Consider the following 26812-nt stretch of genomic DNA (forward strand, 5'->3'; position numbering starts at 1 on the left):
CCACTCACGTCCTCGGCGCTCCACCGAGAGCCACCCAAGGTGCCGGGCGCCTGGAGTGCCGTCTCGCGTACACTCCCCGTCCCCCTCCCTTCACCCCAGGAGACACCATGCAGCGAGACCACTACTCGACGGGAACCCCCTGGGAACCCCGCGTGGGTTACTCCCGCGCCGTGCGCGCCGGGCCCTTCATCTTCGTCTCGGGCACCACGGCCACGGATGCCTCGGGCAACCTGGTGGGCGAGGGAGACGCCCATGCCCAGGCGGTGCAGGCCCTGCGCAACATCCAGACGGCGCTCGGCGCCCTGGGGGCCAGCCTGGAGCACGTGGTGCGCACCCGCATGTACGTGACGGACATCTCCCGCTGGGAGGAGGTGGGCCGCGCCCATGGCGAGTTCTTCGGCACCATCCGCCCCGCCGCCAGCATGGTGGAGGTGAAGCGGCTCATCGATCCCGCCATGCTGGTGGAGATCGAGGTGGACGCCGTCCTCCCCGGCTGAGGCGCATCAGGGAGCGGGCGAAGGTGGGGCCGCCGCCGCGCGCAGCAGGGCCTGGGTGTGCGCGAGCAGTTCCGGCCCACCGGGAAGACCGTGGCCGGGAAGCACGGTGCGCATGTCGGGGTAGCGTTGGCGCACGCGCTCGAGGCTCGCGGGCCAGGCCGACAGGTCCGCGTCCTCCACGTTGCCCAGGTCGCGCGCACCGGCGTCCTTCACGAAGCAACCGCCGTAGAGCAGGCCGCTGCCGCGGTGCCACACGACGAGATTGTCTCGCGTGTGACCCGCCCCGGGGAAGAACAGGGACAGGGCTCCCCACTCCTGGGCATCCGAGAGGTGATGGACAGGGGCGGACAGGCCCCGCTCCGCCGCGAGCCGCGCGGTCTCCTCGCGCATGGACACGGGCACGCCCTGGGCCACGAGCGCGGGCACCCCTCCGATGCGATCCACGTGGAAGTGCGTCACCACCCCGGCGCGCACGGGGCGATGCAGCGTGTCCCGAGCCCAGGAGAGCAGGAGCTCCGCCTGCCGGACGTTCCACCCCGTCTCGACGAGGAGGGAGGACACGCCGTCCTCGATGAGCAGCCCGTTGGCGGGAATGCGGCCCCAGTCTTCTCCGGCGAGCGTCACGTGCAGCCAGACTCCGGGCGCGAGGCGTCGCACCCGTACGTCCTCCGCCAGCACGGCCTCGTCCGGCGGCTCGGTGGAAGAGGGCTCGAGGACGCGGCCCACCGGTGGGGTGGGAAAAGCGGAGACGCAGGCCGAGAAGAGGAACACCAGGGCACAGGCGCGAAGGATCGTCATGGTCCCGAGTATCCATCGGATGGAACCGCGACGAGCGTGGGCATTCCGGGTGCCATGCTGGCGCCGCGCCTTCCCACTCCGAGGACAAGTCGCCGCGCGTCATCGGGCCGCTTCGAGGTGGATGGAAGCGAACCCCGCTCCGGCACCCGGCCTGCAACTGCCGGGACGAGCAGGGGGAGCGGACATGCGCGGGTGGGGCCGGAAGTGGAGTGCGTGGGGGGTGGGGCTGATCGTCTTGGCCCGGGGAGGAGCGTGGGCACAGGAGGGTTGGACCTTCCTCGGCGCCGAGCAGGGCGTTCCCGAGCGGGTACTCGGCGTCAGCGCGGACGAGGCGGGCAACATCTGGGTGGCCGGAGGCGAGGAAGGACTCTTCGTCCTCCAGAAGGGCCAGACGCACTTCCGCCGCTTCACGATGGCCGACGGGCTGCGGCCCTATGGCTACATGCCGGACGGAAGCGCGCCTCCGGGCACGAAGTATCTCAATGTCCTCTCCGTGGCCGGAGGTCCCCCGGGCGTGGCCTTCGTCGGCTACCAAGGCAAGAAGCCCGCCCCGGGCATGCCGCCTTGCGAGGACGAGTGGGACCTGGCCCATCACGCGGGCCGCGCGCCGGACGCCAGCATCTACAAGAGCGGAGACGCGGATCGCGTGACGCTCACGGGCTCGGGCCTCCAGGTGGCGCACTACGATCTCTCCACGGGCCCTCACAGGATCTCCGACGAGCCGCGCGGACGCGAGAAGCTCTGCGACATCCTGAGCATCGCCTACGATGCGAAGACCCAGAGTGTCTGGTTTGGCGCCAACCATGGCTTCGCCAGGGGCAAGGCGGACTTCGCCGGCTACTCCTGTGCCCCGGGAACCTGGGACTACGACTGCGCGGGAGTGATGGAGCATGTGCACCCGGCCCTCAACGGCTGGAACGCGGCCGGAACCAGGATCGAGCTCCTCACGGACGCGTATTACGGCATCTCGGTGGCCTCCAACGGGGACGTGTGGTTTGGCGGCGCCAACCGCTCCACTCGCTTCCGCTATGGCACCAACGGCTACGACTACTGGAAGGCCCAGTCCCAGACCGAGGACAGCGGCGCCGTCGCCAACCGCATCGACATCTGGCCGGATGCCGTGGGCGAACCGCACATTCCCACCCAGGCGCAGCGGAGGGATGACCACGTCTCGGGCATGGCGGTGATGGAGGACCAGAGCGTGTGGGTGGGAAGCTTCACGCGCGGACTGGCCCTGCTGGACGCGAGCGGCCACCGGTTGCGCGTCCTGACGACCGAGCTCGTGGACGGCGCGGGCCGGGTGTCCGCCGTGGCCGCCGACCCGCGGGACGGCAGTGTCTGGGCGGCCGCCAGTTGGGGTGAGGGCCTGAGCCGCGTACGGGGTGACCAGGTGATTTTCTACGGAGCGAGCGTGCTCCCCGAAGCCATCCACTGGATGGAGGTGACGGACATCCAGGTGGATCGATCGGGAAGCACACGCCGCATGCTCATCGCCTTCGACGGCACGCCGAAGCGGCATGGCGTCGTCGGCGTGTACTCGGGCCCGTGACTATTAGCTGCTCGCGGAGGTGTAACGGCCGATGGCGCGCTTCCACAGCCGGCGCGACACGAAGGCGAAGAGGCACGAGCCCAGGATGGCCCACCCGAGCGACGACCAGGGAAGCCGTCCCAGCATCGCCTCCGCGGGGAAGGTCGTCATCACGCCCAGGGGGATGATGAAGGTGAAGACGAAGGACAAGGCCCCGCGGAACACCGGGGCCGGCCAGCGCGCCGCGTCGAAGAGGGACGTGAAGAAGTAGCCCAGGTTGTCCACCTTCACCACGTAGAAGGCCGCGCACACGGTGAGGATCCACAACGAGTAGAGCAACAACACGCTCGTGCCCAGGAGCACGAACGAGATGCCCAGGCCCACGAGCGACGGGCCTCGCCCCAACAGGTGGAAGGCGTAGCCGAAGATGGCGAGCGCCGCGACGGCGTTGGTGGCGCGCCACGGCAGGAAGCGCTCGGTGGACACCAGGAACTGGGCATCCGCGGGCTTGAGCAGCACGAAGTCCAACGTGCCCTTGCGGATGTGCTCCACCACGCCCGTGAGGCTCGGATTGATGGCGCCCTCCAGGACGCCCTGCAGGAGCGTGAACCAACCGATGACCAGCAGCGACTCGCCGAAGCTCCAGCCCTCGATGTCCCGCCCCGCGTTCTGGAAGACGACGAACAGGGGCACCAGGGCGGTGATCATCCAGAAGACGGAGATGATCCCATCCACGATGAAATCCGCCCGGTATTGCATGGCGAGCAGGCTGGAGGCGCGCAGCCGGACTCCCATCAGGCGCAGGTAGCGGCGCAACATTCCCCTATCCTCCGTAGGCCGCGAAGCGCTTGAGGCCCCGCTTCCACGACAGTAGCGACACGACCAGCAACACCGACACCCACGCCCACTGACGCGCCAGCAGCGACAGGGCCTCGCCCAGGCCGTGCGCGTTCGTCATCAACTCCACCGGCAGGCCAATCTGGTAGCGGAAGGGCAGCCAATCCAGGAGGCCCTTGAGCGCGGGGGGGAAGAGCTCCACCGGGTACAGGTAACCCGAGCACACGAGGAACAGCGCGAACCACACGTCCATCAACCGGCTGCTGCTCTCGATGTAGAGGCTCAGCGTGCCAATGGCCACGTTGGCCAGGAAGGTGATGAGCCAGCCGCCCAGCAGCGCCAGGAAGAAGAAGAGCCAGCCCCACGCGGTCCGGGGCAACGAGCCCGCGCCGAGCTGCACCACCGAGAAGAGGACGATGGGCAACACCATCACCAGCCGCAGGGGCATGTAGCCCAGGTTCTCCGCCGCGTAGCTCCACAACGGGGAGATGGGCCGCAGCAGGCGCATGGCCAGCGTGCCCTGGCGCACCTCGTAGTTCATCTGCCAGGCCACCCACGAGCCGGTGATCTGCCGCACCGAGAAGGTGGCCAGGAAGTAGCGCACGAAGTCCTGGGAGTCATAGCGGCCCACGGGCGAGTAGCGCGCCACCGCCGTCCACAACGCCATGGAGATGAAGGGCATGGTGGTGGACAGGAACCACACCACCATTTCCGCCCGGTAGGCCACCGCCTCGGACGTGCCCACCCGCAGCAGCGTGGGCAGGGCCCGCAGCGTGCTCCTCGCGCTCATCCGTTCACCGCCGTGCGGTGCGCCTTGTTCTCGGCGAACAGCTCGCTCATGACTTCCTCGAGCGGCGCGTTCTCCACCGTCAGGTCCAACACGGGCAGGTGGGACAGGGCCCGGCTCACCGTCGCGTTGACGGAGTCCTGGGACACCTGGAGCACCGCCGACGCCTGGTCATGCGCCACCACCTTGCCCAACGCCGAGATGTCCGCCGCGTCCACCGCCCGCGACAGGCGCAGCACCACCCGCTTCTCCGGCCGCACCCGCTGCACCAGCGCGTCCAGGCTCCCGTCGTACGACAACTGCCCCTTGTCGATGACGATGACCCGGGGGCACAGCGCCGCCACGTCGTCCATGTAGTGGCTGGTGAGGATGAGCGTGGCGCCGTGGCGCTCGTTGTAGGACTTGATGAAGGCGCGCATCGTGGCCTGCATGGACACGTCCAGGCCGATGGTGGGCTCGTCCAGGAAGAGCAGCTGGGGCCGGTGGATGAGCGCCGCCGCCAGCTCGCACTTCATCCGCTCGCCCAGGGACAGCTGCCGCGTCGGCTTGCCGATGAGCTCGCCCAGCTCCAGCAGGGTCACCAGTTCGTCCAGCGTCCGCTTGTACTGGGCGGAGGGAACGTCGTAGATGGCGCGATTGAGCTCGAACGTCTCCGAGGGGGGCAGGTCCCAGAGGAGCTGCTGCTTCTGCCCCATCACCAACATGATCTTCTTGAGGAACGCGTCCTCACGGTGGCGCGGCACATGACCGTCCACGCCCACCTCACCGCTCGACGGATGCAACAGCCCCGAGAGCACCTTGAGGGTGGTGGTCTTCCCCGCCCCATTGGGGCCCAGGAAGCCCACGCGCTCGCCGGGCTTGATCTCGAACGAGATGCCATCCACCGCCTTCACTTCGGTGTAGGTGCGATGGAAGACCGAGCGGAGGGCGGCCTTGAGGCCAGGCGGACGCTTGTGGACCTGATAGTGCTTGCGCAGGTCTCGAACGGTGATCATTGGACGGGATTTAACGCGGTTGCCTTCCAGAGGCGACCCTTCAGTGGCGAAGGCAGGATGGGATGAGCGGCGCGTACGGCAAGGACCTGGAACGGTGGATTCCGCGGCTCATCGCCGTCTGGAGACAGGCACGAGGACGCGGGGATGGACCGGAGACCCGGCTGACCCCCCAGGAAGTGAAGGAGGTGGGCGCGGGGGTGAAGCAACTGTCGCTCGGACTCACGCGCGACCGGAAGCTCGCCGGGGCCCGGTACATGGACGACCCCAAGCTGCTCGGGGCCTACCTGCTCTTCTACTGGCCCGTCTCCTATGCCCAGGCGCGCGAGGCGCTCGGGGAGTTGCCGAGCCGGCCGCGCGCCGTGCTGGACCTGGGCAGTGGCCCCGCCCCGGTGGCCTTCGCCGCCCTGGACGCGGGCGCCGCCGGGGTGACGGCCGCGGACCGCAGCAAGCCCGCGCTGGCGCTCGCCCGGGCGCTCGCGACCGAGGCGGGGGAAGCGCTCGCCACGCGCGAGTGGGATCCGCTCAAGAAGGCCCCGCTCCCCGAGGGCAAGTACGACCTCGTCACCATGGGCCACGTCCTCAACGAGCTGTACGGCGTGGGGGACGAGGCGGTGGCGCCGCGCGCGGCGCTGCTCGAACAGGTGCTGGCCCAGGTGAAGCCCGGAGGCAGCCTGCTCGTCCTGGAGCCCGCGCTGCGCGAGACGTCCCGGCTGCTGCTCAAGGTGCGCGACGTGATGGTGGACAAGGGTTACGCCATCCGCGCGCCGTGCCTGTACCGGGGTGCGTGTCCGGCGCTGGTGAAGGAGAGCGACTGGTGCCACGCCGAGCGGGACTGGCCCATGCCCGGCGTGGTGGAGGACATCGCCCGGGCGGCGGGACTGCACAAGGAATCGCTGAAGATGAGCTACCTGGTGCTCGCGCCGAAGGACGAGGCCTGGAGCGAGCCCCGGCCGGATCGGCTCTTCCGCGTCGTGTCCGAGTCGCTCGAGGGCAAGGGACGCCAGCGCTACATCGGCTGCGGGCCCGAGGGCCGCATGGGCCTGGCGATGCAGGAGAAGCACCGCACCGAGCACAACCAGCGCTTCTTCAAGCTCAAGCGGGGCGAGGTCATCTCGGTGACGAACACGGAGCCCAAGGGAGACGGGCTCGCGTTGGACGACCGCTCGGAGGTGAAGACCGTGGCGTACCCCGGCCAGGCCGTGCCTCCGGCGCCCAAGCAGCCCCCGCCGCCTCCCGAGGGAGGCCAGGGCGAGGGCCACTGAACCTCAGTGCTCGTGCCCGTCCTCGCCGTGGGCGTGGCCGTGCTCCAGCTCTTCCTTCGTCGCCGCGCGCACATTGCGCACGGTGACCTCGAAGTGCAGCGTCTTGCCCGCGAAGGGGTGATTGAAGTCGACGACCACCGTGTCGCCCTTCACTTCCTTCACCAGGAAGTCCACCTCGTCGCCATCGGGGTCCGTGGCGCTGAGGATGGCACCGGCCTTGAGTTCCATGCCCTCCGGGAACTCGCTGCGCGGCACTTCCTCCACACCGTCCGGGTCGATGTCCCCGTAGCCATCCTTGGGCGCCACGGTGACATTCAGGGACTCGCCCGCGCCCTTGCCCTCGAGCGCCTGCTCCAGCCCCGGGACGATCTCATCGTGCCCATGCAGGTACTCGAGCGGCTCTCCCGGCTCGCTCTCGTCCACGATCTTCCCATCACCCAGATGCAGCTGGTACTCGATGGCGACAACGCTGTCCTTCGCGATTTTCATGGGGCCCTTGTAACGCAGGACGGACCCACATGCCCGTGGGATGTGCGCGCGAGCGTTGGGAAGGCTATTTCAGCGCCTGGGCCAGCTCCTCGTAGAGGTGGATGGCGCTGCGCACCGCCTTGTCCCAGTCGCCCAGGTGAAGGCTTTCGTTCTCCGAGTGCGCGTTCGTATACGGATCCTCCACGCCGATGAGCAGGGCGGGCACGCCGCCGAGTTCCTTGGCGAACGGCTCCACGAAGGGAATGGACGCGCCGCAGCCAATGGCCACCGGGTCCGTGCCATAGCCCTTCTTGAGCGCGCGGAACGCGGCCTGGAACGCCGGGTGGGAGATGTCCGTGAACCAGGGGCCCGAGGGCGGATCCGCCTTGATGTGCAGTTCCAGCCCCCAGGGCACCCGTTGCTTGAGGTGGTCCACCAGGCGCCGGAGCACGTCCGCTCCGTCCAGATCCGGGACGACGCGGATGCCCACGCGGGCCCACGCCGCGTCGCAGATGATGTTGCGTGCGTCCTTGCGGGTGCTCGCCTCGATGGCGTTGATGGCCAGCGCGGGCTGCCGCCAGTTCGTCTCCCACGGGTGGGGTCCGCCCAGCAACTCGGCGCCCGGCACCAACCCCGCCTGCTGCTTGAAGTACGCCGGGTCGCCGCCCGGCAGCGACTGGATGCTCTGGCGCTCGGCGTCGGTGAGCGGACGCACCTTGTCGTAGATGCCCTCGATGGCGATGCTCCCATCCGGGTGGCTCAGGCTCGCGAGCATCCGGCACAGCGCCATCACCGGGTCCGGCACCGGCCCGCCCCACATGCCCGAGTGCAGCGCCTGCTTGAGCGCCCGCACCTCCACGTCCACCGTCACCAGGCCGCGCAGCGCGGTGGTGATGGAGGGCAGCCCGGTGTCGAAGTTCGTCGTGTCCGTGAGCACGATGGCGTCGGCCTTGAGCAGTTCCTTGTGCCGTTGCAGGAACGTCTCCAGGTGACCGCTGCCGACTTCCTCCTCGCCCTCGATGAGGACCTTCACGTTGAGCGGCAGCTCCCCGCCCCCCTGGAGCCACGCATCCACCGCGGAGGTGTGCACCACGATGCCGGCCTTGTCGTCCGCCGACCCGCGACCATAGAGGCGGCCGTCACGCTCCTGCGGTTCGAACGGCGGGCTCTTCCAGGCGCTCTCGTTGCCCGCCGGTTGTACGTCATGGTGGGCGTACAGCAGCAGCGTGGGTTTGCCAGGAGCCTTCAATCGCTCGCCATAGACGTAGGGGTGCGCCCCCGGCAATTCCAACAGCCTCACGTTTTCGAAGCCACGCGACTTCAACAGCGTGGCGGTTGCTTCCGCGCTGTCACGCACGTGCGCGGGATCGAAACCTTCGAAAGACACACTGGGAATGCGGATCAGCTGCTTCAAATCTTCGAGGTAGCTGTTCTTGCGCGCATCGAATTGGGCCAAGGCCTTGTCGGTGGACATGGTGCTTCATTAACCCACTTCATCCTCGTGGGCATACGGCGCGTTCAACGTCACACGGCCCTCCAGAAGAATCGCAGCGGACTCCCTGGAGACACGGGCATTCTTGGATGGCACGACCTATCATGGCGCCACATGAGCCCCCCGACGTTGCTGCTGGTCGATGACGATCGCTTCGTGCGCAACCTCCTCAAGGACGCCATTCGCGCGAGTGGACTCGAGGTGCGCATGCTCGAGGCGCAAGACGGGCGCGAGGGGTTGGAAGTCGCCGAGCGCGAGCATCCCGCGCTCATCTTGTTGGATCTCTTCATGCCCCGCTGCAGTGGGCTGGAAGTGCTGGAATCACTCAAACGCACCTCGCCGGACACGCGCGTGCTCATCATCAGCAGCATGGATGCCGAGCCGGTGGTGGAGCAGGCCCTGTCCGCCGGGGCCGTGGGCTTCGTGGGCAAGCCCTTTCATCCGCTGGAAATCGCCCACGCCATCCGCCAGGCCCTGGCCCACTGACATCCCCCCCACCCCTCACCCCCGGAGGAAAGCCCATGTCGAACTACTGGATTGGAGATTCCATTGGTCGAGTCCTCGGGCCCCTGACGCTGCAGTCCCTTCGCGCGCTCATCAGCTCGGGACGGCTCAAGGCAGTCACCCGTGCGTCTCGTGACGGAGAGAATTGGGAGCCCATCGCCCAGTTCACCGAGGTGAAGGACCTCCTGAGCGCCGCGGCGGCGGTCCCTCCCGTCAGCGCGAGGGAGCAGAGCGAGCGCCTGCGCCAGCAGTTACGTCAGATGCAACCGCTCAACGCGTGGCAGCTCTTCGGCGTGAAGCCGGACGCGCCGATCGAGGAGTTGCGCGGCGCCTTCTTCCGGGCGGCCCGGCGCTTCTCGCCCGAACACCTCGGGGCCGACATGCCCCCCGAGCTGCGTCAAGCCAACGCGGACATCTTCGAATTGCTCGCGCGCCGCATGCGCGAGGCGGAAGGCCAGCGCCCCGGAGCCGCCAATGTCGTGCGCGCGGCTCCGGGCGCCCAGGTTCCGTTCCGGGCCGCCGCCGCCCAGCAGGCCCCGGCCTATACCTATTCGGCCGAGGAGTTCGTTGGACTGCAGACTCGCAACGAGCGGTTGCAAGTGGAAGTACGGGTGAGCGCGCGCAACACGGGCATCTTCACCGACCATCGCATCATCAACCTCCAGTCCGGAGGGCTCTTCCTGCCCACGCACCGGCCCCTGCGGCTGGGGACTCGGGTGGATCTCGTGTTGAGTTTCGAGCAGCCAGCACGTCAGGTGAAGCTGCGCAGCTCGGTCATCTGGGAGTACACGCTCGACGATGGCAAGCAGCCGCGCGGTTACGGGTTGGGACTGGCGGACTTGCGAGCCGAGGAGCGTGCCTTCCTCGACGAGTACCTGCGCGCGAATCGCGCCGCGGCACCGCCCTCGTCCAGCTAAGGAGACAGACGTTGTCCGAGACGGCCGAGTACCAGCCTTTCGATGGGCTTCCGGCCCCGGTGCTGGTGGTCCGTGGCGAGCGCATCATCCACGCCAACCCGGCACTGCTCACGCTGTTGGGAGTCAGCCGGGGAGAAGTGCTCTCCACGCCCCCGCTGATACTGCTCGCGCGCTTCTCCCTGGATGCGCTGCCCTGGTTGGAGCCCACCCACGGGCAGGTCCCGGAGGGAGAGGAGTGGCCCCACCAGCACTGGGTGAGCATGCGCGTGGCGGGAGACGAGAAGCGCACCTTTCGCATGTGCCGGGGCGCGGGACTGCGCCACGAGGACACGGTGTTGATGCTGCTCGACGCCGAGGGGGAGGAGAGCACCCGGAGCCTCACCGAATCGCTCGTGGAGGCCGCGGGAGAGCTGGTGCACTGCCGCGACGAACAGCTCGTCCTGGAGACCGCGGTCGAGGCGATCCACCGGCACGGCTTCTTCGTGGTGACGCTGCTGCTCACCGGCGATCAACTCCAGTACGGGCCCCTGCGGCAGCCCTCCCCCCTCGTGGCCGGCTATGAGCTGCTGTTCGGCCTGCCCTTGCAAGACATCCGCATCCCCCGCTCCGCCGTGCCACATCTCGAGGAGATCTGGCTGCGGCGCAAGGCGGCCTTCCGGAGCGACTATCCCCGGATGCTCAAGCACTTCCTGAACATGGAGCCAGCGACACCGATGGATGAGGCGCCCATCATGCGCTCCCTGGACGCGCCCATCTTCATCGAGGGCGAGCCCCACGGAGTCCTCTCCGTGCAAGGCGCGACGTTGACGCCCATGAGCGCGGCCACGCTCGAGCTGTTCGCGCGGCAGGTGGGCGGGGCGTTGGAGAACGTGCGCCATCACCAGCGGGCGGAGGCACGGCTGGCGGAGCTGTCGCGGTTGCAGTCGGAGCTGGTCGCCCAGGAGCGGCTGACGGTGCTGGGCGAGGCCGCGGGCGTGGTGGCCCACGAGGTGCGCAACCCCCTGGGCGCCATCCTCAACGCGGCGGCGGTGCTCAAGAGGGACAAGCTAGGGCCCGTGGGGCGCAGCGCGGTGGAGATGCTGGAGGAGGAGGCCACGCGGCTGGACGTGATGGTGAAGGATCTGCTGGACGTGGTGCGGCCCCTGGAGCCCCGCCCCCGGCCGCTGCACCCAGGCGAGCTGGTCCGGCGCACACTGGAGCTCCTGCGCCAGCGCCACCAGCTGGGCACGCTCCGGGTGAGCATGGACGAAGCGCCGGACCTGCCCACGCTCCAGGGAGACGAGTTCCTGTTGCAGCTCGCCCTGGAGAACCTGCTGCGCAACGCCGTGCAGGCCTGCCCTCCCGACAGCCAGGTGAAGGTGGGCGTGTGCGCCAGCCCCGAGGGTGTCCTGGTCTCCGTGGAGGACGAGGGGCCCGGCATCTCCCCGGAGGACGCGCACCGCGTCTTCGAGCCCTTCTTCACCACGCGCTCCACGGGCACCGGCCTGGGACTGGCCGTGGTGCGGCGCGTGGTGGTGGCCCATGGCGGCACCGTCACCGTGGGCCCGAGGCCCGGAGGCGGCGCGCGCTTCGAGCTGCGGCTGCCCACGACAGAAGCGCAAGCCCAGGCGTAGCCGCGAGGCTCACGGCAGGGACATCAACAGCAGGCGACAGCGCAGGCCTCCATTGCGCACCGCCAGGCTCCGTGCCTCGGGCAGTTCCAGCGCGCGGAGGAGCGCCGGGTCCTCGGGAACGAGCAGCGCGGCGCGCCAGCCCGCGAAGGAGCCTCGCAGGGTCCTCCCCAACGCGCGGTAGAGCCCCGGGAGATCCTCCGACTCCCCCACCCGCTTGCCGTACGGAGGATTGGCCACCACCCACCCGGGAGCGAGTCCCCGGGGGAGCACGAGCGTGCGAACGTCCTGGCGCTCCAGCGTGAGGGTCACTCCCGCCCGCCGCGCGTTGCGCCGCGCCGTTCCCAGCGAGCCCGCGTTGAGGTCATGGCCCCGCAGCACCGCGCGCGGCGCGGAGAGGGCCTCCGCTTCCGCCCGGGCCCGCCGGTCCGCCCAGGCCGCCGCGTCGAAGCCAGGGAAGCGCTCGAAGGCGAACGCGCGCGCGAGCCCCGGCGCCCGCCGCTGGGACATCCACGCCCCCTCGATGAGGAAGGTGCCCGAGCCGCACATCGGGTCCACCAGCGGCGCCACGCCGTCGTAACCGGCCAGCACCAGGATGCCCGCGGCGAGCGTCTCGCGCAGGGGCGCCCGGCTCACCTCCTGCCGGTAGCCGCGCCGGTGCAAGGCCTCGCCGCTGGTATCCGCGCTCACCGTGCAGGTGGTGCCCTCCACCCGCACGAGCAGGGTGAGGCCATCGCCCGCCGCCTCCTCGTCCAGGGCGCCCGCGCGCTCCACCGAGGGCAGTCCCCAGGCCCGAGCCGCCGCGGCCAGCACCGCGTCCGGCCCGGGAAAGCGCGCGCCATGCAGCGAGACCGAAAGCCTCGGCGCGCCACGGCCATTCCACACCGGGCCCAGGGGGAGCGCCGCGAGCCCCTTCGTCAGGGCCCCCGCGTCCGGAGCGGGAAAGCGCCCCAGCCGCAGCCACACCCGGCTCGCGGTGCGCAGGCGCAGGTTCGCCTCCTGGTGCAGCCCGGGCGCCCCCGTGAGTTCCACGCCGCCGTCCACCCGTTGGGGAGACCAGCCGCACGCCTCCGCCTCCTCGGCCAGGGCCGGCTCCAGGCCAGGCAGCGCCGGGATGAAGACGCATTCCCTCTGTTGGACGTTCGCCATCTGAAAAGGCATTGTCCGCGCACGGCGCCCGGCCGCAATGCTTTCCTCTTCCAGGAAGCGCTCCCGGAGGGCGGAGAGGAGTGGCCCTTGAGTGCAGTCGCGACGAACGCCCGCAACCGTCCGCTCGAGTACGAAGTCACGGTGGCCGGAGTGCGCCGCGAGACGGCCGACACCGTCACCCTGTCGCTGGACTTCGGCCCCGAGCGGCCCGCCTACCGCGCCGGCCAGTTCATCAACCTGGATCCGCACCAGTTCCGCGCCCTGGGCCGCACGGCCGCCTGGCTCCAGGACAAGAAGGGGCGCAAGGAGACGGCGCGCTCGTACTCGCTCGCCTCCGCGCCGCACGAACCCCTCGTCTCCATCACCGTGAAGGACGAGGAGTACATCTCCGGCGTCACCCTCTATCCACCCCTGCTCTCGCCCTACCTCGTCCACGCGCCCCTGACGGGCTCGCGCCTCCGGGTGCTCGGCTTCATGGGGCATTACGTGCTGCCGGACGACGTGGAGGAGCGCACGGACCACATCGTCCACCTCATCGCCGGCTCGGGCGCGGTGCCCAACTTCGGCCTCATCAAGGACGCGCTTCACCGGGGCCTGCGCCCGCGCCACACGCTCCTGTGCTCCAACAAGACGTGGGCGGACACGCTCTTCCGCGAGGAGCTGGAAGCGCTCGAGCGCGCCCATCCCGAGCGGCTGCGCGTGCTGCACACGCTCACCCGGGAAACGGACGAGTCGCGCTACGGCGCCACCGTGCGCAAGGGCCGGGTGGACGAGGCCCTGTTGGAGGAGCTCATCCCGGAGCGCGCCACCTGCCTCGTCTACGTGTGCGGCCCGGCCATCACCCCGTGGGATCGGAAGAAATCCCTGGAGACGCGCACCCCCGCCACACCGCGCTTCATGGAGACGGTGCTCGGCCACCTCCACACGCTCGGCGTGGACGACAAGCGCATCAAACGGGAGGCGTTCGGGTGACCGCCGTCGTGGGCGCGCCGCCCGCGGGCTCCACGCCGAGCAGCCGCGTGAGCTTGGGCCGCACCCCGTAGGTGGCCAGCAGCGACTCCAGCTTCGCGCGGGCCTGCCGGTTGTCGCGGTGCACGCGCCGGCCGAGGATGAGCTCGTTCTTGAGCGAGTGCTCCCAGCCCGTCAGCTCCGTCACCGTCACCTGGTAGCCGAAGGCCTCCAGCGTCAGCGCGCGCAGCACGTTGGTGAGGTGGCTGCCGAACTCCCGGCGGTGCCAGGGGTGCTGGTAGACGAGCGAGAGCGTGGAATCCACCGCCGCCTTGCTCTCCTTGAGCTGCACGGCCAGCTCCGCCTGGCAGCACGGCACCACGGCCACGTGGTCCGCGCCCTTCTGGACGGCCACCGCCAGGGCGTCATCCGTCGCGGTGTCGCAGGCATGCAGCGCGGTGAGCAGGTGGATGCGCTCGGGCCACACCGCCCCTTCCAGGTGCGCCGTCTGGAACTCCATCCGCCCGAAGCCAAGCCGCGCCGCGCGCTCCTTCGCCCGCTGGGTCAGCTCCGGCCGCCCCTCGACGTTGAGCACGACGCCCCCTTCGGCGTCCTTGAAGAAGAGCTCGTAGAGGATGAAGCCCAGGTACGCGTTGCCACTGCCCGCGTCCACCACCACGGGCGAGGCGTGGCGGCCCTGGATGTCCTCCAGCGCGGGCCGCAAGAGTCCCACCAGGTGGTTGACCTGCTTGAGCTTGCGCAGCGTGTCCGCGTTGAGGTTGCCCTCGCGCGTGAGCAGGTGCAGCTCGCGCAGCAGCTCCCGGGATTGCTCCGGCAGGAGCTCGCGCTTGACCTGGGCGCCTTTGACTTGCCGCCTCAGACGGACACCACCTCGGAGACCTCGGGCACGAGCTCGCGCAGCCGCGTCTCGATGCCCATCTTCAAGGTCGCCGTGGATGAGGGGCAGCCCGCGCACGAGCCCTTCATGTGCAGGTAGACGATTCCCTCCTCGAAGCGGTCCAGGGTGATGTCTCCGCCGTCCTGCGCCACCGCCGGGCGGATCTCCGCGTCCAGGATCTCCTGGATGCGCGCCTCCACCGAGCCACCCGCGCCCGCCGCCTGGGTGCGCGCCGCCGCGATCGCCTCCTCGTTCACCACCGGAAGCCCCGCGCCCAGGTGCTCGTCCAGCGTGGCCATCACCGCGTCATTCAGCTCGTCCCACTCGCCCTCGTCCCCCTTGGTCACGGTGACGAAGTTGCTGCCCACCATCACCGCCGTCACGCCCTTGATGCCCATGAGCTTGAGCGCCAGCGGCGACTTCTCCTCCGCCGCCTGCATGCTCGTGATGCTCACCGCTCCAGACGACACGAGCCGCCGGTCCACCACGTATTTCAGGGTGCTGGGGTTGGGCGTCCACTCGAGCTGGATGTTCACCGACATGTAGAGATCTCCGTTTCCCCCTCCTCTAAGCCCTTGGCCCCCGCGAGGCAACCGCCTGTGATGGACGGACCCACTCCCCGCAAGTTCTCTTATCCGACAATTATAATTTTACCCGATTTGGGTGGTAGACCGAGCAGGCGTGCTAAGCTGGGAGTGCCTAGTAGACGAGCAGCCCGGGAGAGCCGCCATGGAGAGCCCAAGCCTGCGGGTGGGAACCGCCAGCTCGTTCGCGCAGCCGCGCGTCCCCTCCAGTGTCTTCGAGGGGCTGTTCATCCGGGGGCTGGCGCCTCACGGAGCGCTGGCGCGGGCGTTGGTCGCGGAGGGGTACGACCCCCGCTGCCCCGAAATGGACTACCCCATTGGGGTGTGGAAGCGGTGTGTCATCCAGGCCAGGCGCATGGTCTACGGAGAGCTGAACGACGCGGACGCACACCGGCTGCTCGGCCGCAAGCTGTGCGAGGGCTTCTCGGAAACGCTCGTGGGCCGGGTGGCCGCGGTGGCCCTGCCGATGATTGGCCCGGCGCGGGTGATGGAGCGGCTGCCGCGCTACTTCGCGATGATGGGCCGGCCGGACATCGAGTTCCAGCTCGTCGTCCTGAACGACCGCGAGCGGCGCGTCTGCATCTCCGATGTGCACAACCGCCCGGAGTTCGTGGCCGGCTCGATGGAAGTGGCACTGGAGCGGGCCCATGTGCAGCCCATCATCCACGTGGATGACCGCTCCCCGCAGGGCTTCCGCCTCCTCGTCCGCTGGTAGCGGTCCGCTGGTAGAAGGAGCCCATGGCCTACCCTCCCCGTCTGGCCCACCTCGCCACGCGTCCCGTGGTGGTGGCCAAGCTCGTGCCCACCTATTCACGCGCCCATCACCTCGACGAGGAGGAAGCCGCCCAACGTCTGTCCCACGCGCTCCGCGGCCGGCTGTTGCCCTCGCTGCTGGAAGAGGCGTGGGTGGCCATGAAGGCGAAGACGAAGCGGCTCAACGAGGACGGACTCCTGGAGAAGGTGGCCACGACGCTGAAGGATCGGCCCCAGCGCCCCGGACGGGTGGTGGAGGTGACGGCCGGGTGGAGCGCCTTCCTGGTGCTCGCGGACCTGGAGGCGGGCACCGCCAGCGAGGCCGCGCGCCGGGTGATGGAGTCTCCCGAGGGCCGACAACGCGCCCAGGAGGGACTGGTGGAAGTCGGCCGCTTCCTCGCCGCGGAACTCACCCGGGGCCGCTAGGGGTCCGCGAGGATTGGCGGGCGCGCCCTCCGGCCGTTATAGGCTGCCCCCTGGCCGGGAGCCGACTCCCCCCGGAAGCCCGCCCGGCCTCAGGTGCTCGCCTGGTGCCCGAGCGGCCAGAACAGTTTCGCGAGCAGGGGGCCCTTCGCGCCTCCTGGTCATTAGAGGAAGCGCATGGCACGAGAGAAGTCCGATCCGGATTCCAACGTCGTCACGGAGACGGTGCCGCAGAAGAAGCTCAAGCGGCCCACGCTCTACAAGGTGCTCCTACACAACGACAACTACACGACGCGAGACTTCGTGGTGGCCGTCCTCAGGGAGGTCTTCCACAAATCGGAGTCGGATGCCGTGCAGATCATGCTGCACGTTCATTACAACGGCCTCGGAGTGGCGGGCGTTTATACGTACGAGGTCGCTGAAACGAAGGTACGCACCGTGGAGGCGGCGGCGCGGGAGAATGGCTTCCCGCTGCGTCTCTCGATGGAACCAGAGGAAGGTTGAGACCGTGGCAGGACCGCTGATCGCCAAGGCATTGCAGGACAGCTTCCGCACCGCGCTCGAAGAGGCGCGCCGGATGCGTCACGAGTACCTGACGCTCGAGCACTTGTTGCTCGCGCTCACCAAGGACACCCGCACGCGGGAAGTGCTCAAGAGCTGTGGAGCGCAGGTCAAGCGCCTCCAGGAGCGCCTGGAGTCCTTCCTGGAGGAGACGGTCGAACGCCTGCCCGAGGGGGTGGACGCCGAACCGCAACAGACCATCGGCGTGGAGCGCGTGCTGCACCGCGCCGCCATGCACGCCCTGTCCGCCGAGCAGAAGTACATCGACGGCGGAGACGTGCTCGTCGCGCTCTTCCGCGAGGAGGAGAGCCACGCGCTCTACCTGCTCCAGCAGGAGGGCATCACCCGGTTGGATCTGCTCAACTTCATCTCCCACGGCATCTCCAAGGACGGCGAGTCCTCCGGAGAGGGCTCCGCGGAAGGCGCGCCGCGCGGCGTTCCCGCCGGGGATGACGAGGAGGGCGAGGGCGGCACGCGCAAGAGCCCGCTCGAGGCCTACACCACCAACCTCAACGAGGAGGCGAAGCAGGGCCGGATCGATCCGCTCATCGGTCGGCAGAAGGAGCTGGAGCGCACCATCCAGGTGCTCTGCCGGCGCCGCAAGAACAACCCGCTCTACGTGGGCGAGACGGGCGTGGGCAAGACGGCCATCGCGGAGGGACTCGCGCTGCACATCCACGAGGGCAAGGTGCCCGAGGTGCTCAAGGGCGCCACCATCTTCTCGCTCGACATGGGCGCGCTGCTGGCGGGCACCAAGTTCCGCGGCCAGTTCGAGGAGCGGCTCAAGGGCGTGCTCAAGGCGCTCAAGGAGCACCCGGACGCCATCCTCTTCATCGATGAAATCCACACCATCGTCGGCGCGGGGGCCACGAGCGGCGGCTCCATGGACGCCTCCAACCTGCTCAAGCCGGCGCTCGCCAGCGGCAAGCTGCGCTGCATCGGCTCCACGACGTACCAGGAGTTCAAGGCGTCCTTCGAGCGGGACCGGGCCCTGTCGCGGCGCTTCCAGAAGATCGAGGTGGGCGAGCCCTCCGTGGAGGACACCCTGCTCATCCTCGAGGGACTCAAGAGCCGCTACGAGGACCACCACGGCGTGAAGTACGCCGCCGACGCCCTGCGCGCCGCGGCGGAGCTGAGCGCCAAGCACATCAATGACCGGTTCCTGCCGGACAAGGCCATCGACGTGGTGGACGAGACGGGCGCGGCCGAACGGCTCAAGCCCGAGGGTGAGCGCACCGGCCAGGTGACGGTCACCGACGTGGAGAACGTCATCGCCAAGATGGCGAAGATCCCCGCCAAGAGCGTCACGGCCAGCGAGGGCGTGCAGCTCAAGAACCTGGAGCCCGAGCTCAAGCGGGTGATTTTCGGCCAGGACCCGGCCATCAAGTCCGTGGTGGACGCCATCAAGCTGGCGCGCAGCGGCCTGCGCGCGCCGGAGAAGCCCATCGGCAGCTTCCTCTTCTCCGGACCCACGGGCGTGGGCAAGACGGAGCTCGCCAAGCAGCTCGCCCAGGTGCTGGGCGTGGAGTTCCTGCGCTTCGACATGAGCGAGTACTCGGAGAAGCACACGGTGAGCCGGCTCATCGGCGCGCCTCCGGGCTACGTGGGCTTCGATCAGGGAGGCCTGCTCACCGACGCCGTGCGCAAGCACCCCTACGCCGTGCTGGTGCTGGACGAGATCGAGAAGGCCCACCCGGACCTCTTCAACATCCTCCTGCAGGTGATGGATCACGCGACGTTGACGGACAACAACGGCCGCAAGGCGGACTTCCGCAACATCATCCTCATACTCACCACCAACGCGGGCGCGCGGGAGATGAGCACCAAGTCCATCGGCTTCGGGGACAAGCAGACGACGGTGGACTCGCTGCGCGCGAAGAAGGCCATCGAGAACACCTTCACCCCCGAGTTCCGCAACCGCCTGGATGGCTGGGTCCTCTTCTCGGGACTGCCGCCGGACATCATCCTCAAGGTGGTGGACAAGGAAGTGGGCCTGCTCCAGAAGATGCTGGAGGAGAAGCGCGTGAAGCTGGAGCTGACGCCCGCCGCGCGCGCCTGGCTCGCCGAGAACGGGTACGACCCCGCCTTCGGGGCGCGGCCCATGGCCCGGCTCGTGGACAACAGCCTCAAGAAGGCGCTCGCCGAGGCGCTGCTCTTCGGGGACCTCAAGGACGGGGGCACCGCGCGCTTCGACGTGGAGGGCGAGGGCCTCAAGCTCCAGGCCGTCGCCACGCCCAAGCCCGAAGCCGTGGCCTGAGACGCCAGGACTGGAAACGCCAAGGGCCAGGCGGAGGGTTTCCCCTCCCCTGGCCCTTCGTCCATCCGGCGGATGGCGGTGAGACTACACGCGGTAGGTCTTCACCGCGCTGCCGAGCTGCTCCGAGATGATCTGCAGCGTGGTGGCGGCCTCGCCCGTGGCGCCGATGCGCGACACCGTCTCGTCCATCATCTTGGACAGATCACTCACCGCGGTGGTGATCTGGTTGATGCCCACGTTCTGCTGACCCACGGCGGCGGCGATCTGCCGCACGGCGGCCGCGTTGTCCTGGTTGATGGTGGACAGCTCGCGCAGGTTCTTGCCGTAGGTGCGCACCTGCTCGAGGCCCGCCTCCATGCGCTGCTGACCCTTCTCGGTGGAGCGCACGGCGATGGCGACCGAGTTGCCGATATCGTCCAGCAGCTCGCGCACGCGGTCCGTGGACTCGATGGACTGGTCGGCCAGGGCGCGGATTTCACGCGCCACCACGCCGAAGCCCTTGCCGTTCTCACCCGAGCGCACCGCCTCGATGGCGGCGTTGAGCGCGAGCATGTTGGACTGGTCGGCCAGGTCCTTCACCGTCTGGGTGATGCTGCCGATCTGCACGGTGCGCTCGCCCAGCTCGAGGATCTTCTGGGCGATCTCCTGCACCTGCGAGCGGATGTCGTTGAGCCCCTGAAGCGTCTGCTCCAGGGCCTCCTCGCCCGTGCGGCTCAGCTCGTCGGCGCGCTCGGCCACGGAGAGCACCGCGTCGGCCTTCTGGGCGGCCAGGAGACTCGTCTGACGGATTTCCTGGGCGGTGACCTGCGTCTCCTGGAGCGCGGAGGCCTGGCGGGCCACCGTCTGCGACTGCTCGGCGGAGGAGGCGTTGAGCTGCTCGGTGGAGGCGTTGAGGGCCTCGGAGGCCTGCTGCAGGTTCTGCACGACCGAGCGCAGACGCTCCACCATCTGCGCGAAGGAGTTGGCGAGCATGCCCACCTCGCCCGCGGCGGTCACCTGCACGGGACGGGTCAGGTCACCCGAGTCGACGATGTGGGCGGCCACATCGGTGAGCTCGCGCAGCGGACCCACGATGGAACGGCTGAGGAAGTACACCGCCCCCACGCCCGCGAGCACGAGGAGCAGCCCGATCATGGCCAGGGTGAGGCCCAGCTCGCCCACCTGCGTGTTCACATTCTCGTGCTTCACGCCCACGTGCAGCACGCCGACGCGGCCACCAGACAGCGACACGGCCACGTCGGCCACGGGCACCTTCTTGCCGTCGAGGCTCACATCCGCCTGGGGCAGCACCTTCACCTGACCGGGGCTCAATCCCTCGGCCGACACGGCGTTGAGGTTCAGCAGGCCCTGGGGAAACTCGCCGATGAGGGAGTGGGCGAGCACGTTGTTGTTACCATCCACCACGTACAGATAGGCCACCCCTTCGGAACTCCGGAAGGAGTCCACCAGGGACTGCAGCGAGGACGCATCGGACGAGGAACGCTCGGCGGCGGTCAAGAAGCCGTTGGCGTACACCCTGCCCTCGCGCACGGTGCTCTCCACGAGGCCCGAGCGCAACCGCTGGGTGGCCACGCTGGACAGCAGGACGGCGATGGCGACGCTGACGGCCGCGGTGACGAAGACGAACTTGGGACCGATACCGATGGATTGGTTCGCAGGTGCGTGGGGGCTCACGAAAGCTCCTCAGCGGAGAAAGGGAGAATCAAGCGACACCCTCGGGACCCGAGGGGCGGATGGGCATGGGGCCGCGACGGCAGCTCATGCGGATGATGTCGGGAATGGCGGACAGGGGAACACCCCGGTCCGCCGCCTTGAGTTCGAGGGCCACCCGCGGCATGCCGAAGACGACGCTCGTCGCCTCGTCCTGGGCGAACGTCACCCCTCCAGCCTTGCGGATGTCCAACAATCCCCGGGCTCCATCCTCTCCCATGCCGGTGAGGACGCCGCCGCCCGCGCGGCTGCCATAGGTGCGAGCCAGCGAGGACAACAGCAGGTCGCACGAGGGGCACGGTCCGCCCCGCGTACGCGTGAGCCGGATGACGCCCGTGCCCTCGATCGTCAGATCATGCCCGTCCAAGGGGAAGTAGACCTTGCCGGGCTCCAGCCGCTCGCCCTCCCGGCCGATGACCACCTTGAGCTGGGTCACCTGGGAGAGCCAGCGCACCATGCCGGGGGTGAAGCCCTCGGTGATGTGCTGGGCGATGACGATGGGCACGGGCAGGTCCGTCGGCAGGCGCGAGAGCACCTCCGACAGGGCGGGAGGACCTCCCGTGGAGGCGGCCAGGCCCAGGATGTCCACCCGGGCGCCGGACACGGGCGGTGGCGGGCTGGAGACCCGCAGGCGCCGGGAGATGACCGGCACCTCCGCCATCAAGCACACCGACTCGACCAGCTGCCGGCCCCAGCGCCGCAGCTCCTCGCCACTGGCGACGGACGGCTTGCCGATGAGCTCCAGGGCGCCGGCGCTCATGGCCTGGAAGCACACCTCCAGGTTGCGCTGGTCCGCCACGGCGCTCACCACGAGGATGCGCGCGGGAGCCTCGGCCATGATGGCCGCGATGGCGGCCGGACCGTCCAGGTCCGGCATCAGGAGGTCCATGGTGATGACGTCCGGGCGCAGCAGGCGCGCGAGCGTCACCGCCCGGCTGCCCGTGTTGGCGCGGCCCACCACCTCGATGCGCGGGTCATCCGTCAACAGGGTGCTGACGGCCTCGGCCATGGTGGGGGAGTCATCCACCACCAGGACTCGAATGAGTTGCTTTCCGTCGCTCATGCGTGGGCCCCCCTACGGCTCATCACGTCGAGCACCTCGGAGAGCAGACGGCCCGCGGCGCACTCGCGCTTGCTGAGGTAGCCATCCGCTCCGGCCGCCAGACCGCGCGAACGGGCGCTCGCGCTGTCGTTGGCCGAGACGAGGATGACCGGAATCTGCCGGGTGTTCGGCTGAGCGCGCAGCCGGGCGATGACCTCGGTGCCGTTCATCTCCTCCATCTCCAGGTCACAGATGATCACGTCGTATTCTTCCGTCTGCAAACGCTCCAGGGCGCGCGCGCCACTGGCGGCCAGGTGGACGGTGAAACCACCGGCCTCCAGCATGGCGCGATGCAGTGCGCGAGCGGTGAGCGAGTCGTCCACCACGAGGGCCCGGCGGCTCTGCGGCATGGACACCGCCTGGGGGGCGGAATCCGTCACCACCCAGCCGGGGCGGAGGATGAGCAACAGCTCGCCACGGCTGAGGATGGCCGCGCCCTGATAGGAGGGCACGTCGCGCACCTCGGCGGGCAACGGGCGGATGACGAGGTCGCGGTCACCCACCACCGAGTCCACCGCGAGCGCCATGCGCTTGCCTCCGCTCTGCACGATGATGAGCGGCTGGCCCTCGGAGGGAGGCGCCGAGGCGCGCAGGCCCAGGCGGGCGCCCAGGTCCGACACCGGCACGAGCTGGCCGTTGTAGTCGAGCTGCGTCTTGGTGCGGCCGATGCGCAGGTTTTCCTGGGTGGCCAGCTGGGTGGACTCCACGGCCAGCATGGGCAGACCCACGTTGGCGTCGATGGCGCGCACCGTGAGCACGGGCGAGCTGCCCAGCTCCATGGGAATGGTGATGATGAAGCGCGTGCCGCTGCCCTTGGTGCTCACCACCTCGATGCGGCCCTGCATGGACTCCACGGCGGCGCGCACGGCGTCCAGGCCCACGCCGCGGCCCGAGGTGTCGGTCACGTCCGTGCGGGTGCTGAAGCCCGGGCGGAAGATGAGGTCGCGAATCTGCGTCTCGTGCATGCGCGCGCCCTCATCCGCCGTGATGAGGCCCTTGCGCTCCGCGGACGCACGCACCTGGGCGGCATCGACGCCGCGGCCGTCGTCGCTCAGCTCGAGGAAGAGGATGTTGCCCTGCTGCTCCACGCGCAGGGTCAGCGCGCCCTCGTGGTGCTTGCCCGCGCGCTCGCGCTCGTCGGGCATCTCGATGCCGTGGTCCACCGCGTTGCGCAGCAGGTGCACCATCGCGCCCCGGAGCTTCTCGAGCAGGCGGCGGTCCAGCGACACCTCGGCGCCCACCACCGACAGGCGCGAGGCCTTGCCCAGCTGGCGCGACAGGTCGCGCACCATGCGCTGCAGGGGCTCGAGGATGGTGCGCACCGGACGCGTGGTGATGGACTTGAGGCCCTCCTCCAGGCTGTCCACGATGTCCGAGGCCTCGTGGCCGTCCGAGCGCACACCGGCCGTCACCGCCGACAGCATCGCGCGGGCTCGGGCCGTGGGCGCCAGCAGCTCGCGCGCCGTCAGCAGGTCCACCGCCTTGGAGATGTCCCGCAGACGGTCTTCCAGGCGCATGCGGAACTCGCGCAGACGCTCCACCTCGCGCATGAGCGCCGTCACCTGGTGGGAAGCCACGCGCCAGCCGGCGTCCGCGTCCTCTTCCTGAACGAAGCTCGCCTGGGACGCGGCATGCACCGGAGCCGACACCGGCGCGGCGGCCGAGGGAGCGGCCGCGGGAGCCGACGGGAACTCCACCTTGTTGCCCGCCGCCTCTTCCGGAGGCGGCGCATCCGCCACGAGCTGGGCCAGGGCCGCCGTGGGATCCGGCAGCGCGTCTCCCCGGCCATCCGCGTGGGCCTGCGCCCGCAGCAGGAAGAGGTCCAGGCCATGCAGCAGCATGTCCACCATCGGCCGCGGCATGGGCTTGATGTCCTTGCGCAACGGCGCGAGGGCATCCTCCAGCTTGTGGGCGATGGAGCTCAGGTCCTGCAGACCAAGGCTCGCGGCACTGCCCTTGAGGGTGTGCAGGTGACGCGCCAGCCGCGTGTAGACCTTGCCCAGGGCCTCGTTGTCGAGACCCTCTCGCTCCAGCTCCAGAAGGTCCATGGTGACCTTCTGACAGACTTCCTGTGCCTCGGACGAGAAGCCCGCCACGAGGCTTTGCAGCATGGGGTCAACCGGCATTACGTACCCCGACGGCGCCCGCGAAGAGGCGCGGCAGATCGATGAGGTGAATCAATTGTCGCGAGCCGGGGACCATGACCTCGGTCACCGGGCCCTCCGAGTGCGTCCGCGCCGCTTCCACCGCCGCGGCGGACATGCTCAGCGGGCGGGGAATGGCCTCGCAGTCCAGGGCGCACAGCTCCCCGTCGCCACGGTCCACCACCAGGAGCACGGCGGGATCCTGCCGCCAACCATGGCCGCCCAGGAGCGCGGCGAGGCTGAGCGCGGCGAGCACCTGGCCCTGGTAGCGCAGCACGCCGATGACGTGCGGCTGGGACAGGGGCACCGGCGTCACCAGGCGCAGGGGCAGCGCCGCGCGCAACGAGCCCAGTGGAATCGCGTAGCGCTCCTCGCCCAGCGGGAACTCGGCCACCATGAGCACGGTCTCATCGGTGGAGCTTTCGGAGCGCCCGCGCAGACGCGACGCGCGCTCCTCCAGGAGGGTGCGGACCTCCTGATCCTGCACCTCCTCGGGGCCTCGGGTGGTGGATGTCATTCGATGGATCCCAACGTGAGGAAGGCGTCAGCGGACGCCCGGTAGAAGCGGGCCGGAAGAGGCTCGGGCCCCTCGATGATCTGATCCGGCGGAAGCCGGGCGGCACTGTCCCGCACCGAGTGCATGAGGGCGAAGGCCGCCTCGCGGGATCCAGCCCGTTCACGCAGCAGGGCGAGCTCCAACATGCCCGGCAGATAGTCCCGGAACTGCTCCAGCAAGGCCTCGAGCGTGTGGGCGGCACCGGCCTCGTCGCCCCCCTCGATGCGCTGGAGCGCGTCGGTGTGCAGGCGAATGGGCGAGGGCGGCGGCTTGGGCGGCTCGGGCGGCGCAGGGGGCGCGCGGACGACCTTGGGAGGCTCGGGCGGCGGCGTGGGCCTGGGCGGCGGCGGCGCGTTGGGCAAGGGGCGGCGGAAGGCCTGCAACTCGGGCGGGCCCACGCGCACCAGACCCTCGGGAGGATGATCCACCTCCACCGTGCCCAGCAGGATGTGGCCGCCCGGCACGAGCGCGCGCGCCAGATGGCCCAGCGCCGCGGTCACCGCGTCCTGCGAGAAATACGTCAGGACGTTGCGGCAGAAGATGACGTCGAACTGGCCGTACATCTCGGCCAGGGGCTCGAGCAGGTTCGTCTGAGCGAAGCGCGTGACGGCGCGCACGGAGTCGATGACACTCACCCGGCCGTCCGCGACCTCCTGGTAGAGCGGGTAGAGCAGCGGCCCGGCCTCGCGGCGCGACCAGTTGCCATAGACGCCCCGGCGCGCGTACTCCAGACGGCCCTCGTGCAGATCGGTGCCGAGCACCTCCACGGTGACCCCCGGCGTCACCGTGTTCAGCAGGCACGCGGCGATGGAGTACGTCTCCTCACCGGAGGCACACCCGGCGCTCCAGCCCCGCAGGTGCAGGGAGCCCCGGCGCAACGCCGACGGCACCACCTCGGCCGCGAGGAAGCGGAACTGCTCCGGGTGGCGGAAGAAGTACGTCTCGCCCACCAGCACCGCGTCCAGGAGCGCCCGCGCCAGGGGCGCGTTCGGCCGCTGCATCTCCGCCATCAGCTCCGAGGGAGAACGGCCTCGCGCGAGCTCCGCGCGCACCACGCGATCCACCGCCGTGGGTGAGATGGCCGTGTCCCGGAACCCCGTACATGACGCGACGAGTTCTCGCGCCCGGGCGAGCACCTGTAGCGACTCCACCTGCGAACTCATGCGCTGCGCTCCAGCTTCTCCGGACGCAGCAAGTCCACCGCCTCGCGCAACAACTCCTGCGTGGCGAAGGCCTTGGGATCGAAGATGGGAACCGGACGGCCTCCGGCGCGCAGCATGCCCACGAGCGCGTCGCGCAGATGGCCATGCCCCGTGCCGCCCACCCGCTCCCGCGGCTCGATGTCCGAGGCCGGATACTCCTCGGGGTCCTGCACCGCGTCCACGCTCAGCGCCAGTTGCACCCCGTCCATCTCCAGGATGACCAGCTTGCGCTCCTCGATGGACTCGCTGTGGCCCACCTCCAGGCGGCGCGCCAGGTCCAGCACGCACACCGGCTGGCCCTTGAGCTCGAAGAACTCGGAGATGTAACCCGGCCCCAGGGGCAGCGGCCGGGTGGCCGGCTGGAGGATGACCTGACGCACGCCCTCCAGGGGAATGGCGAACTCCAGGCCCCCCACGCCCAGACGCAACAGGGCCATGGAGCCCGCCCGCGCCCGGCGCCGTGCGTTCTGCAGGGCGTTCTCCACCGCGCTCAACAGCTCGTCCGCCCGGAAGGGCTTGGACAGGAAGAGCTCGGCCCCCAGCGACAGACAGGCCTCCGCGCGGCTCGTCTCCGAGGAGATGATGATGACGGGGATGTCCGCGGTGGCGGGGTCCGCCTTCACCCGCTTGAGCACCTCGTCTCCGTCCATCTCCGGCATGGACAGGTCCAACAACATGGCGGCGGGTTGGACTCGGACCACCTTCTCGAGCGCCTCGCGGCCATTGCTCGCCGTGTTCAGGGCGTAATGGCCGGAGAGGATCGCGCGCTCGAGCGCGAGGATGGCATCACTGTCGTCGACAAGGAGCAGGGACGGGAGGCTCACGGCTCG

Annotated in this window: 26 protein-coding genes; 11 read left to right on the forward strand and 15 right to left on the reverse strand. The window is 69.5% G+C overall.

Annotated features, from left to right (window positions below; all coding sequences use genetic code 11):
- Positions 1-107: 107 nt before the first annotated feature.
- Positions 108-497, forward strand: coding sequence for a RidA family protein (locus tag MEBOL_RS08840; RefSeq protein ID WP_095977004.1), 390 nt, complete (start codon positions 108-110; stop codon positions 495-497).
- 6 nt (positions 498-503) lie between these two features.
- Here the strand turns inward: MEBOL_RS08840 and bla are convergent, their stop codons facing one another.
- Entirely contained in the window at positions 504-1295 is a 792-nt protein-coding gene (gene bla / locus MEBOL_RS08845; RefSeq protein WP_095977005.1) for a subclass B1 metallo-beta-lactamase, read from the reverse strand.
- A gap of 220 nt (positions 1296-1515) precedes the next feature.
- On the opposite strand from bla, the gene MEBOL_RS08850 reads away from it, so the two are divergent.
- Positions 1516-2844 (forward strand): ligand-binding sensor domain-containing protein, encoded by a 1329-nt coding sequence (locus MEBOL_RS08850; protein ID WP_245919573.1) that lies wholly within the window; start codon positions 1516-1518, stop codon positions 2842-2844.
- Between the two features lie 3 nt (positions 2845-2847).
- Here MEBOL_RS08850 and MEBOL_RS08855 read toward each other — a convergent pair whose 3' ends face one another.
- From MEBOL_RS08855 to MEBOL_RS08865, 3 genes are read right to left on the reverse strand one after another with little or no spacing between them, the layout of a single operon-like run.
- Positions 2848-3642 carry an ABC transporter permease gene (locus MEBOL_RS08855; RefSeq protein ID WP_095977006.1) on the reverse strand — a complete coding sequence of 265 codons (795 nt, stop codon included), beginning with the start codon at positions 3640-3642 and terminating at the stop codon, positions 2848-2850.
- A 4-nt stretch (positions 3643-3646) separates the two neighbouring features.
- Positions 3647-4450, reverse strand: coding sequence for an ABC transporter permease (locus MEBOL_RS08860; protein WP_095977007.1), 804 nt, complete (start codon positions 4448-4450; stop codon positions 3647-3649).
- Positions 4447-5442, reverse strand: coding sequence for an ABC transporter ATP-binding protein (locus MEBOL_RS08865; protein ID WP_095977008.1), 996 nt, complete (start codon positions 5440-5442; stop codon positions 4447-4449). Before MEBOL_RS08865 ends, MEBOL_RS08860 begins: the two co-directional genes overlap by 4 nt.
- 62 nt (positions 5443-5504) lie before the next feature.
- Between MEBOL_RS08865 and MEBOL_RS08870 the strand changes: the two genes are divergently transcribed.
- Positions 5505-6704, forward strand: coding sequence for a small ribosomal subunit Rsm22 family protein (locus MEBOL_RS08870; protein WP_095977009.1), 1200 nt, complete (start codon positions 5505-5507; stop codon positions 6702-6704).
- Between the two features lie 3 nt (positions 6705-6707).
- Here the strand turns inward: MEBOL_RS08870 and MEBOL_RS08875 are convergent, their stop codons facing one another.
- Positions 6708-7193: an FKBP-type peptidyl-prolyl cis-trans isomerase gene (locus MEBOL_RS08875; protein ID WP_095977010.1), complete on the reverse strand. Its 486-nt coding sequence runs from the start codon at positions 7191-7193 to the stop codon at positions 6708-6710.
- A gap of 64 nt (positions 7194-7257) precedes the next feature.
- Complete coding sequence (locus MEBOL_RS08880) at positions 7258-8646, reverse strand: M20/M25/M40 family metallo-hydrolase (RefSeq protein WP_095977011.1); 1389 nt, start codon at positions 8644-8646, stop codon at positions 7258-7260.
- 132 nt (positions 8647-8778) lie between these two features.
- Here MEBOL_RS08880 and MEBOL_RS08885 point away from each other — a divergent pair, with 132 nt between their 5' ends.
- The 3 genes from MEBOL_RS08885 to MEBOL_RS08895 are packed head-to-tail and all read left to right on the forward strand — an operon-like array spanning position 8779 to position 11698.
- Complete coding sequence (locus MEBOL_RS08885) at positions 8779-9150, forward strand: response regulator transcription factor (RefSeq protein WP_095977012.1); 372 nt, start codon at positions 8779-8781, stop codon at positions 9148-9150.
- A gap of 35 nt (positions 9151-9185) precedes the next feature.
- Complete coding sequence (locus MEBOL_RS08890; protein ID WP_095977013.1) at positions 9186-10085, forward strand: TIGR02266 family protein; 900 nt, start codon at positions 9186-9188, stop codon at positions 10083-10085.
- Between the two features lie 11 nt (positions 10086-10096).
- Positions 10097-11698, forward strand: a complete 1602-nt coding sequence (locus MEBOL_RS08895; RefSeq protein ID WP_095977014.1) for a sensor histidine kinase — start codon at positions 10097-10099, stop codon at positions 11696-11698.
- Positions 11699-11707: 9 nt separating this feature from the next.
- Here the strand turns inward: MEBOL_RS08895 and MEBOL_RS08900 are convergent, their stop codons facing one another.
- Positions 11708-12844 carry a THUMP domain-containing class I SAM-dependent RNA methyltransferase gene (locus MEBOL_RS08900; RefSeq protein WP_245919575.1) on the reverse strand — a complete coding sequence of 379 codons (1137 nt, stop codon included), beginning with the start codon at positions 12842-12844 and terminating at the stop codon, positions 11708-11710.
- 87 nt (positions 12845-12931) lie between these two features.
- On the opposite strand from MEBOL_RS08900, the gene MEBOL_RS08905 reads away from it, so the two are divergent.
- Positions 12932-13816 carry a ferredoxin reductase domain-containing protein gene (locus MEBOL_RS08905; protein ID WP_095977016.1) on the forward strand — a complete coding sequence of 295 codons (885 nt, stop codon included), beginning with the start codon at positions 12932-12934 and terminating at the stop codon, positions 13814-13816.
- On the opposite strand, the gene MEBOL_RS08910 is transcribed toward MEBOL_RS08905, so the two are convergent.
- Both MEBOL_RS08910 and MEBOL_RS08915 read right to left on the reverse strand, forming a co-directional pair.
- Positions 13794-14555 (reverse strand): class I SAM-dependent methyltransferase, encoded by a 762-nt coding sequence (locus MEBOL_RS08910; protein WP_218920946.1) that lies wholly within the window; start codon positions 14553-14555, stop codon positions 13794-13796. The genes MEBOL_RS08905 and MEBOL_RS08910 overlap by 23 nt on opposite strands.
- A 113-nt stretch (positions 14556-14668) precedes the next feature.
- Complete coding sequence (locus tag MEBOL_RS08915) at positions 14669-15232, reverse strand: NifU family protein (protein WP_095977017.1); 564 nt, start codon at positions 15230-15232, stop codon at positions 14669-14671.
- 187 nt (positions 15233-15419) lie between these two features.
- On the opposite strand from MEBOL_RS08915, the gene MEBOL_RS08920 reads away from it, so the two are divergent.
- From MEBOL_RS08920 to clpA, 4 genes are all read left to right on the forward strand, one after another.
- Positions 15420-15989, forward strand: coding sequence for a DUF2378 family protein (locus MEBOL_RS08920; RefSeq protein WP_095977018.1), 570 nt, complete (start codon positions 15420-15422; stop codon positions 15987-15989).
- 23 nt (positions 15990-16012) lie between these two features.
- Entirely contained in the window at positions 16013-16453 is a 441-nt protein-coding gene (locus MEBOL_RS08925) for a hypothetical protein (protein ID WP_095977019.1), read from the forward strand.
- A 174-nt stretch (positions 16454-16627) separates the two neighbouring features.
- Entirely contained in the window at positions 16628-16954 is a 327-nt protein-coding gene (locus MEBOL_RS08930) for an ATP-dependent Clp protease adaptor ClpS (protein ID WP_095977020.1), read from the forward strand.
- Positions 16955-16958: 4 nt separating this feature from the next.
- The gene (gene clpA / locus MEBOL_RS08935) at positions 16959-19268 is read left to right on the forward strand and encodes an ATP-dependent Clp protease ATP-binding subunit ClpA (protein ID WP_095977021.1); all 2310 of its coding nucleotides are present in this window, start codon (positions 16959-16961) and stop codon (positions 19266-19268) included.
- An 84-nt stretch (positions 19269-19352) separates the two neighbouring features.
- On the opposite strand, the gene MEBOL_RS08940 is transcribed toward clpA, so the two are convergent.
- From MEBOL_RS08940 to MEBOL_RS08965, 6 genes are read right to left on the reverse strand one after another with little or no spacing between them, the layout of a single operon-like run.
- The gene (locus MEBOL_RS08940) at positions 19353-20942 is read right to left on the reverse strand and encodes a methyl-accepting chemotaxis protein (protein ID WP_095977022.1); all 1590 of its coding nucleotides are present in this window, start codon (positions 20940-20942) and stop codon (positions 19353-19355) included.
- A gap of 28 nt (positions 20943-20970) precedes the next feature.
- Complete coding sequence (locus tag MEBOL_RS08945; protein WP_095977023.1) at positions 20971-22041, reverse strand: chemotaxis protein CheB; 1071 nt, start codon at positions 22039-22041, stop codon at positions 20971-20973.
- Positions 22038-24206: a hybrid sensor histidine kinase/response regulator gene (locus tag MEBOL_RS08950; RefSeq protein ID WP_095977024.1), complete on the reverse strand. Its 2169-nt coding sequence runs from the start codon at positions 24204-24206 to the stop codon at positions 22038-22040. The genes MEBOL_RS08945 and MEBOL_RS08950 overlap by 4 nt, the downstream gene beginning before the upstream one ends.
- The gene (locus MEBOL_RS08955; RefSeq protein ID WP_095977025.1) at positions 24196-24741 is read right to left on the reverse strand and encodes a chemotaxis protein CheW; all 546 of its coding nucleotides are present in this window, start codon (positions 24739-24741) and stop codon (positions 24196-24198) included. Before MEBOL_RS08955 ends, MEBOL_RS08950 begins: the two co-directional genes overlap by 11 nt.
- Positions 24738-25943 (reverse strand): CheR family methyltransferase, encoded by a 1206-nt coding sequence (locus MEBOL_RS08960; protein ID WP_095977026.1) that lies wholly within the window; start codon positions 25941-25943, stop codon positions 24738-24740. Before MEBOL_RS08960 ends, MEBOL_RS08955 begins: the two co-directional genes overlap by 4 nt.
- A complete protein-coding gene (locus MEBOL_RS08965) occupies positions 25940-26806 on the reverse strand; it encodes a response regulator (RefSeq protein ID WP_095977027.1) in 867 nt (288 codons plus the stop codon). The genes MEBOL_RS08960 and MEBOL_RS08965 overlap by 4 nt, the downstream gene beginning before the upstream one ends.
- Positions 26807-26812 lie beyond the last annotated feature (6 nt).

Source organism: Melittangium boletus DSM 14713, assembly GCF_002305855.1.
Taxonomy (GTDB): domain Bacteria; phylum Myxococcota; class Myxococcia; order Myxococcales; family Myxococcaceae; genus Cystobacter; species Cystobacter boletus.